Genomic DNA, 8,247 nt, shown 5'->3' on the forward strand with positions numbered 1-8,247 from the left:
GGCAAACCAAGGCATGAAGCCATTGCCCATAAAAAAAGAAAGGAAAAAAATCTTTACCACAGAGTTTAACTTGTCAGCGATATGTATCCATGCATACCCATGTACAAACCAACTGCACTGATCAAGACGCCCGATAAGTAAGGAGCTCGACGTGCAACATCATTCAAACCGCTCCATTTAGATGTCGCTTTTTGCACGCCCACTGCTGCCACAACGCCAACAGCAACCAGAGTCAAGGCTAAGCCAATACTGAATGACACAACTAAAGTCGCACCAAGAGTCATTGCCTTAAGCTGCAAACAGATAAGCAAAACCGTTACCGCAGCAGGGCATGGAATCAAACCGCCCGTTAATCCAAACAGCAGAATTTGCCCATTCGTCACGTCTCGATTCTCAAAGCGCTTTTGAATGTCTAAAGCGTGAGCGCGCTCGTGAGCATCTTGATATTCCTTATCTTCGCTTTCTAAATGAGAACCAGGACGGAAATGCACATCAAAGTCATGGGTATGATCATGGTGCCCGATGATCAAAGTGACAGAAAGTCCATTAGAGACTTCAATGCAAGACGCCGATTCCAAGTATCCATCACGCTCTATAAAGTGATAGATATCAGCAGGTTGATAACCATCACTCGATACCGAAACCTTGATACCTTCCGCAGTTAAAGGTTTACCGCTGAGTGTTCGCAACTGGAAACGGTGATGGTCCCCTTCCTGTGTAATCGAAAGCGAAACATGCCCATGTCCTGTATCCACAACTTGCGTCGTCCAATCGCGAGCATGATCCTGAGCTTTGTTCCAAGCTCGCTCATCGCTCCATGTTCGCCAAAACATCCATACGCCGGTTGTCACGATAATGACCCCAGAGATAAGTTGCATCCATGGTTCAGCCGCTTCAGCGGTGAATTTCTGGCTAATATACATCCCGCCAACAGCGATTAACCATACAATTGCAGTGTGAGAAAGTGTGGCAGCTAAACCCAGCATCACGGCTTGTTTGACCGTTCCTTTCACAGCGACAATGAACGCCGCCATCATCGTTTTAGAGTGCCCAGGTTCTAAACCATGCAAAGCGCCAAGCAAAATGGCACTGGGAATAAAGAACCACCCATTACCTTGTTGTAGTAACGCGACAAAATCCATTGTTGTTCTCTGTTGTTGATTCTAATTTATCGCAAACTATACTCCCCCCTAGTATTAAATACTACCCCCCAGTATAAATTGAGTGCTACATTATCAGTTAGAATAACTCGGCCCGTAACTTAAAGAAGATAAGACATGTCGCATACAACCAGAGATCAAAAGAAGCTCAACACTCGAGTCAGTAAAATACAGGGTCAGGTGAATGGACTTAAAAAAATGCTGGAAGAAGAGCATGAATGCCAAGATGTGTTGCAGCAGATTGCCGCTATTCGGGGAGCAGTAAATGGTTTGATGCGAGAAGTAATTAAAGGTCACTTACTTGAGCACGTTGTACTTGAGGAAGACAAAACTCAACGTGAAAAAGATATGGAAGTCGTATTAAAAGTACTGGACTCTTATATAAAGTAACCCTACTTCGCTAGAGTAAAGTCACTAGGGTTAAACTCGAATAGATCCTTTATAGGTAATCGCTTACTAAGCGGGAAATAAAAATTCCATTTCATATTGATTAAGTTGAAAATGGAACCTATATCGGTTCAAGTTAAATAGTTTATTTATAAGAACTAAAACGGCCCAAACATAGGGCCGTTCATATTATTAAAAAACTCTAAACTATCTGATAAAAATACATATTGTGATAGGTTTTTACTTTATGGAAGAGTACAAGTAAACCTTTATACCTCTTGTAATTCGACGTGCTTAGCGCTGTAAGATTTTGTAAATGCAACACACCCCAAAAGTACAGCAAGTGGTAACACAGGATCAAAGATTGAACCATGAGATCCGAAGAATAAGTTAAGAATCATGACTAATGAACCACCAATAGCCCAAGCAATTGTTGTTGGAATAGTCCAAATAATGAGTTGTTTCTTAACCTCAGTCACCCCCATTAATCGATTAACAATATGGAATAGCGAGTCATTAAAGTAGCCAGCAAATAGAGATCCCATCGTAGCTGCCGTCGCTGCGAATAAAAGGTTAACGTCAGGAATATTTACTAAAACTGGGGCAGATATAGAAGCAGCGGTTATCATGGAGACTGTACCAGAGCCCTGAATAATACGAACTAACGTCGCAATAATAAATGGAATCATAACCGCAGAAATAGGAAGCCCTGCAACTTGGTTAGCAATCTCTGCGCCCGCACCCGTTTCACGCAATACGGCACCTAACGCACCACCAGCTCCTGTTACTAACAAAATGATGCCACAAGTGGAGATTCCTTGTTCCATCTTTTCATTCGCTTCTTCTTTGGTAAGGTTATTACCCAATGTGTAAACCGCTAATAACGTCGCTATTGATAGTGCAATAGTAGGGCTGCCGATAAAAGCGATAAATTGACCAAATGTTGTTGCAGTCAGCCCTTCGAAACCGAAAGTCCCCTCTAATAAACCCATCACTGATTTCGCAAGTATAAGTAAAATTGGGATAATAATTGGAGCGATAGATTTACTTAAAGATGGTAGGTCTTTCGCTTCTTTACTTGCAATGTACTCTTTGTGATCATTAATCAGTTGCTCACTAGACTTCGAGAAATGTTCGGTTGGAATGAATTCAGGAAACTGCTTTTCTAACCATCTTGCATACCAAACAATACCCATGACACAAGGCGCTGCGATCATCAAACCAAAACCTAACATGCTGGCAAGATCGACACCAAAGATACCAGCAACTCCCAAAGGCCCTGGAGTCGGCGGAATAGCGTGATGCGCTACGACCAAGCCGCCCGCCAGAGCAACCGTAAGCGTTAAAATCGAGCGATTGGACGTTTTTGACAAAGACTTCGCTATTGGATAAAGAATGATAAGCGCGCTATCCACAAAGATTGGGATGCTAACAATATAGCCAGTTACAGCAAGAGCGGCCTCTTCTTTCTTTTTTCCTAACCACTTTATAAAATTATAGGCAATACTTTCTCCTGCTCCAGAAGCCTCTAAAATAGCCCCCATCATAACGCCGAGACCGATGACAATCCCTATACCGCCTAATGTTCCACCAAATCCTTTGCTAACGGTCGCAATCGTGTCGTCAACACTTAACCCACCAATAATACCTGCGATACATGCCGCAATTAACATCGCAATTAACACATGTACTTTTGTACGTAATACAAGAAAAACAAGGACTGATACGGCTACTATTAGTCCAATTACTGAGGTTGGTAACATTAGACAATCTCCATATTGTTAACAGAAATAAATTGTTGTAATACATCCTTGAAATTACTGTCTGCTTTAAATCCAAGCTCCAGTTCTTTAGTACAATCAATTTTTTGTGGCCAACTACTCACAATACGATCAATACCCGCATCATGCTCATAGGTAATATAATTAGAAAGTTGTTTACCCATTAGAGTGTCCATTGTTTGAATCATCTCAGCTGGTGTAGTTTGAATACCAGGTAAATTAAGCGTTCTATAGGACAGATTATTTAACTGCTCATAAGGCATTAGCCCTGCATATTGAATATTGTCCACCACTCTAGACGGGCTCGATATCCAAAGTTTTAGCGTAGGGTCTACAGGACAATTTGATTCTTGAGCATTCAAAGGCTCACGAATAATTCCGCTTACGAAAGAGCTAGCGGCAAGGTTTGGTTTCCCAGGGCGAATACAAATAGTCGGTAAACGTACGGATACAGCTTTAACAAAGCCTTTACGGGCATAGTCGTTAACCAATAACTCACCTATGGCTTTTTGCGTCCCGTAGGATGACTGAGGATGAAGTGCTGTTATTGGTGTAATCGTTTCCGGAAGATCACCACCAAAGACAGCTAAAGATGAAGCAAACGTAAAACGAATATTAGGGTTTACTTTACGGCAACGCTCAAGCAATAACTGTGTGGTCGTCAGGTTTACAGCTACGCCTAAATCAAAATCTTGCTCAGCATGGCTCGATACAATTGCCGCTAAATGAAAAATGTGTGTCGTTTCGGCAGTAATAACTTGGTCTATATTTTCTCGCTTTGTCATATCCATGACTAAAGAAACGACTCGGTCATCAATGCCCTCTAAGCGCGACTTTTGAATGTCGACAATAGTAATACTTTCAGCTTTGTTTTCTTTTAGTAGTGATTTGGCAAGTAGGGTTCCGAGAAAACCCGCCCCTCCAGTTATGATAATATTCATAGTCACGACCCTTTGTTTTTGTAATTGGTTTCAAGTTATTTATGGATAGAAATTAAAATTGTTATAGGTATGGTTTAACCCAACTAAGGCCCAGCTGCGTGCTATGCCTTGGGTTGTATTCACAACCGATCCAGCCTTGGTAACCAGAGTCATCCAAAACATTGAATAGGTGTGGGTAATTCAGTTCGCCTTCCGATGGTTCGTGCCTTTCAGGCACAGAAGCAATTTGAATATGGCCTGTGTATGGCGCCACATCGCGAATCAACGTACTCAGATCACCGTCCATAATTTGTGCGTGATAGAGATCGAGCTGCAATTTCACGTTTGGACGAGCCACTTGTTTGATGAGTTCCACCGCTTCACGTTGATGTGCAACGAAGTAGTTCGGTACATCGCGATTGTTGAGTGGCTCAATCATCAGCTCAACACCTTGTTCGGCAAACTTATCCGCTGCATAACGAATGTTTGAGATAAAGGTTTCAATATGCTGATCACGAGTGAAGCGTGAATCAACAATGCCAGACATAGCGTGAACCTTTTTACAGTTCAGTGCCTTGGCGTACATCAGCGCAGTCTCGACGCTCGTTTTAAATTCATCCTCACGCCCCGGAATAGCTGCAAAACCTCGTTCACCTGCATCCCAATCACCTGGAGGCATGTTGAATAACGCTTGCTCAAAACCAAACTGCTGTATCTTGCTTGCTAGTTCTTGCGCTTCGAATGCGTATGGAAAAAGGTATTCCACCGCTTTGAAGCCCGCTTGGTGTGCTTTTTCGAAACGATCTAGAAAAGGAACTTCTGTGAATAACATTGTCAGATTTGCCGCGAATTTAGCCATTACTTACCTCTCCCTTTTAGGTCTTGAATCTCAGTATCCGTTAAGTAGCGGATGTTGCTGTCTTTAAGAATGAACGCTAGCTTCGCTGTCTCTTCTAACTCTTCTGCGTTATCCACTGCATCTTCAAAGTCCGTACCCGTGATCACTGGACCATGGTTCGCCAGGAGGAAAGCTCTGTAGTCACTAGCCCGCTGCGCAAGTTCTTCAGCAATCTGAGGGTCGCCCGGGCGCAGGTACGGAATCACTGGCAGTTCGCCAATGCGCATTACAAAGTAAGGTGTAAAAGCTTTGATGGCATTCTCGCGATCTAGACCTTCAAGACAAGAAAGCGCCGTCAAGTAAGTAGAATGCAGATGCACAATCGCATTACACTTTGAGTTATTTCGATAAATCGCCAGATGAAAAGCGACTTCTTTTGATGGCTTTTCACCAGAGATATGGTTGCCATCAATATCCACAACCGAAAGCTCTTCAGCAATCAAGCGGCCGAACGAGGAACCAGTTGGCGTCGCCAGAAAGTGTCCATTAGGCAGCTTTAGAGAAAGGTTGCCAGCGCCGCCAGTCGCATAGCCACGTTCAAACATAGAGCGAGCCATAGTGACCATTTGCTCTCGCAGTTGTTGTTCTGTCATCAATTCTTTATTCATCACAACCTCACCTATTCAAAAAACGACTGTGCTTTGGCAAAGAAGTGCTCATCGCCGAAGTTGCCCGATTTCAGAGCCAAAGAAAGCTCGCCTTCAAGTGACTTCACCCAAGGTACACCTGGTGCGATTTGAGGACCGATATGAAAACCTTTTACGGCTAGGCTTTGGGTTACAACCCCTGAGGTTTCCCCACCCGCAACGATGAAATTTTTCACACCGTGCTGCTGAAGTTTGATTGCAAGTTGGCTAAAGAATTGTTCAACCGCGTGACTTGAAGCATGCGCGCCAAACTCTTGTTGAATCGCTTTTAACGCCGCTGCATCTGCGGTTGCGTAAACCAGTGGTGCGAACTCGCTTTCGATGTTGGTCATGACCCAATCAAACACTTGATTTGAGTAGTCTTCTTCCGTCAGACACGCCTTCACATCAATAGCAAAGTGTGGCGCTTTTTCTTTGTAAACAGCGACCTGTTGGTTGGTCATGACAGAACAAGATCCAGATAACACAACGGTTGGTGCTTTTTTAGGGTTCCCCTCTTGCTTCGCATCACTTTGATCTTCAAGGCTCTCTATCCAGTTCTTAGCAATACCCGCAGCCAAACCAGAACCACCAGTTACCAGTTTTAGAGACTTCGCCGCTTGGCCAAGTGTGACAAGATGCTCTGCATTGAATGCATCAACCACTGCGTAGCGGTTGCCTTGTACTTTTAGCTCTTCAAAGCGCTCAATTACCGCTTTTGGACCTTGTTCAATTATTTGGAAGTTCACCAGGCCAGATTTGCCTTGAGATTGAGCATCCATCATACGAACTAGGCTTGAATCAGTCATTGGTGTCACAGGGTGATTACGCATACCTGAGTCGCTTAGCAAGTCTTGGAATACAAATAGATGGCCGTTGAAAACTGTGCGACCATTCACTGGTAATGATGGGCATACAATGGTGAACGCTTCACCTAGCTCTGCAAGCAGTGCATCCGTTACAGGACCAATGTTACCTTCTGCTGTGCTGTCAAACGTTGAGCAGTACTTGAAGTAAAACTGCTGACAGCCATTTGCTTGCAGCCACTTAAGCGCCGCTACTGAATCCTCGATTGCCTCATCTACAGGACAAGAGCGAGATTTAAGACTGATCACGACCGCATCTGCGTTTACATCAATCTCTTCTTTTGGAATACCGTTAAGCTGAACTGTGCGCATGCCGTTTTCTACAAGAAAACCTGCGATGTCTGTTGCGCCAGTAAAGTCGTCTGCGATAACGCCTAATAACATCATTTTTTCTCCGTTTTACGTGCGCTTATTTCTGTTTGTTTTCTACACCTGGAAGCTCAATACCATCAAAAATCTTGATAACGGCACTGTCGTCTTCCTGGCCAAAACCAGCATTGCTTGCACTCAAAAACATGTTTAGTGCTGTGCTTGATAGAGGAAGTGGAAATTTGAGATCTTTTGCTGTGTCCGATACGAGGTTTAGATCTTTCACAAAGATGTCGACCATAGATTTAGGGGAGTAGTCACCATCAACTACATGCTTCATGCGGTTCTCAAACATCCAAGAGTTACCCGCTGCATTCGTCACCACGTCGTACATCAGGTCAAGAGGAATGTTTGCACGTGCCGCTAATGCCATTGCTTCAGCACCAGCTGCGATATGAACACCTGCTAGCAATTGGTGGATAATCTTCACAGTTGCGCCTAGGCCAATCGCTTCACCGATGTTGTAGACTTTAGCTGCCGTTGCGTTGAGTACTGGTTCAAGTGCATCAAATGTGCTTTGCGCTCCCGACGCCATAATAGTCATCTCACCTAATTCTGCTTTTGCAGCACCACCAGATACCGGTGCATCAAGCATCACAAGATTGTGTTCTGCCAATTTCGCTTCAATTTGTTTTGCGTCTTCTGCTGAGATGGTTGCTGAAACCATTACTGGCGTATTCGGCTTAAGCGCTGTAGCAAGACCGGTTTTGAACAAGACCGTGTTAACTTGAGCTGCGTTCACAACAAGAACTAGAACCGAATCAAGCTTATCTGCAAACTCAACTGCATTTGTAGAAACAGCTTTTGCACCGAATGAACCTAACTCTTCAAGCGCTTGAGAATTTAAATCGAAACCATAGACATCTAGGCCTGCACGCACACATGACTTTGCGGCGCCCATTCCCATAGAGCCTAAACCGATAACACCTACAGATTGAACTTCACTCATAAAAACAATGCCTTCTGGTCTATTAAACTTTGTTAATTCTTGTTTGGTTGATGTGATTATATGTGAAAATCAATACTAAGACCTCGCTTTGAATCACATTTTTTCACACAAATTAACAATGTCGTGATATATACCTCTTTATGGGCAGAGATATTCCGAGCAGTTAACACAAGCGAAGGCTGTTCTTACAACATTGAGAACATAATTCACAGATATTCACAACAAATGAAAAGATTGGTAGGATACTGAAAAACAAGAATATAGAAGTGAAACTATGATCCCAGCAGAACG

The 8,247-nt window shown here is 43.5% G+C and carries 8 protein-coding genes; 1 reads left to right on the forward strand and 7 read right to left on the reverse strand.

Annotated features, from left to right (window positions below):
• Positions 1-65: 65 nt before the first annotated feature.
• Complete coding sequence (locus IQR33_RS02115) at positions 66-1,142, reverse strand: nickel/cobalt efflux protein RcnA (RefSeq protein ID WP_132936325.1); 1,077 nt, start codon at positions 1,140-1,142, stop codon at positions 66-68.
• A gap of 135 nt (positions 1,143-1,277) precedes the next feature.
• Here IQR33_RS02115 and rcnR point away from each other — a divergent pair, with 135 nt between their 5' ends.
• Positions 1,278-1,550, forward strand: coding sequence for a Ni(II)/Co(II)-binding transcriptional repressor RcnR (gene rcnR / locus IQR33_RS02120; RefSeq protein WP_005375370.1), 273 nt, complete (start codon positions 1,278-1,280; stop codon positions 1,548-1,550).
• 266 nt (positions 1,551-1,816) lie between these two features.
• Here the strand turns inward: rcnR and IQR33_RS02125 are convergent, their stop codons facing one another.
• The 6 genes from IQR33_RS02125 to ltnD all read right to left on the reverse strand — a co-directional run bounded on the left by IQR33_RS02125 (position 1,817) and on the right by ltnD (position 7,956).
• Entirely contained in the window at positions 1,817-3,310 is a 1,494-nt protein-coding gene (locus tag IQR33_RS02125) for a GntP family permease (RefSeq protein WP_005375369.1), read from the reverse strand.
• A complete protein-coding gene (gene denD / locus IQR33_RS02130) occupies positions 3,310-4,269 on the reverse strand; it encodes a D-erythronate dehydrogenase (protein ID WP_017635260.1) in 960 nt (319 codons plus the stop codon). Before denD ends, IQR33_RS02125 begins: the two co-directional genes overlap by 1 nt.
• Positions 4,270-4,330: 61 nt before the next feature.
• Entirely contained in the window at positions 4,331-5,107 is a 777-nt protein-coding gene (gene otnI / locus IQR33_RS02135) for a 2-oxo-tetronate isomerase (protein ID WP_047101720.1), read from the reverse strand.
• A complete protein-coding gene (locus IQR33_RS02140; protein WP_005385078.1) occupies positions 5,107-5,754 on the reverse strand; it encodes an aldolase in 648 nt (215 codons plus the stop codon). Before IQR33_RS02140 ends, otnI begins: the two co-directional genes overlap by 1 nt.
• 11 nt (positions 5,755-5,765) lie before the next feature.
• A complete protein-coding gene (gene otnK, locus IQR33_RS02145; protein WP_031777204.1) occupies positions 5,766-7,022 on the reverse strand; it encodes a 3-oxo-tetronate kinase in 1,257 nt (418 codons plus the stop codon).
• 25 nt (positions 7,023-7,047) lie between these two features.
• A complete protein-coding gene (ltnD, locus tag IQR33_RS02150) occupies positions 7,048-7,956 on the reverse strand; it encodes an L-threonate dehydrogenase (RefSeq protein WP_005375356.1) in 909 nt (302 codons plus the stop codon).
• Between the last annotated feature and the right edge of the window lie 291 nt (positions 7,957-8,247).

The sequence above is a fragment of the Vibrio sp. OPT46 genome (genome assembly GCF_015163535.1).
GTDB classification, from domain to species: Bacteria; Pseudomonadota; Gammaproteobacteria; order Enterobacterales; family Vibrionaceae; genus Vibrio; species Vibrio alginolyticus.

Excerpts from the sequence above, each read along its gene's own strand:
- otnK (WP_031777204.1), bottom strand. The coding sequence starts at position 7,022 with ATGTTATTAGGCGTTATCGCAGACGACTTTACTGGCGCAACAGACATC.
- denD (WP_017635260.1), bottom strand. The coding sequence starts at position 4,269 with ATGAATATTATCATAACTGGAGGGGCGGGTTTTCTCGGAACCCTACTT.
- otnI (WP_047101720.1), bottom strand. The coding sequence starts at position 5,107 with ATGGCTAAATTCGCGGCAAATCTGACAATGTTATTCACAGAAGTTCCT.
- IQR33_RS02125 (WP_005375369.1), bottom strand. The coding sequence starts at position 3,310 with ATGTTACCAACCTCAGTAATTGGACTAATAGTAGCCGTATCAGTCCTT.
- rcnR (WP_005375370.1), top strand. The coding sequence starts at position 1,278 with ATGTCGCATACAACCAGAGATCAAAAGAAGCTCAACACTCGAGTCAGT.
- ltnD (WP_005375356.1), bottom strand. The coding sequence starts at position 7,956 with ATGAGTGAAGTTCAATCTGTAGGTGTTATCGGTTTAGGCTCTATGGGA.
- IQR33_RS02140 (WP_005385078.1), bottom strand. The coding sequence starts at position 5,754 with ATGAATAAAGAATTGATGACAGAACAACAACTGCGAGAGCAAATGGTC.
- IQR33_RS02115 (WP_132936325.1), bottom strand. The coding sequence starts at position 1,142 with ATGGATTTTGTCGCGTTACTACAACAAGGTAATGGGTGGTTCTTTATT.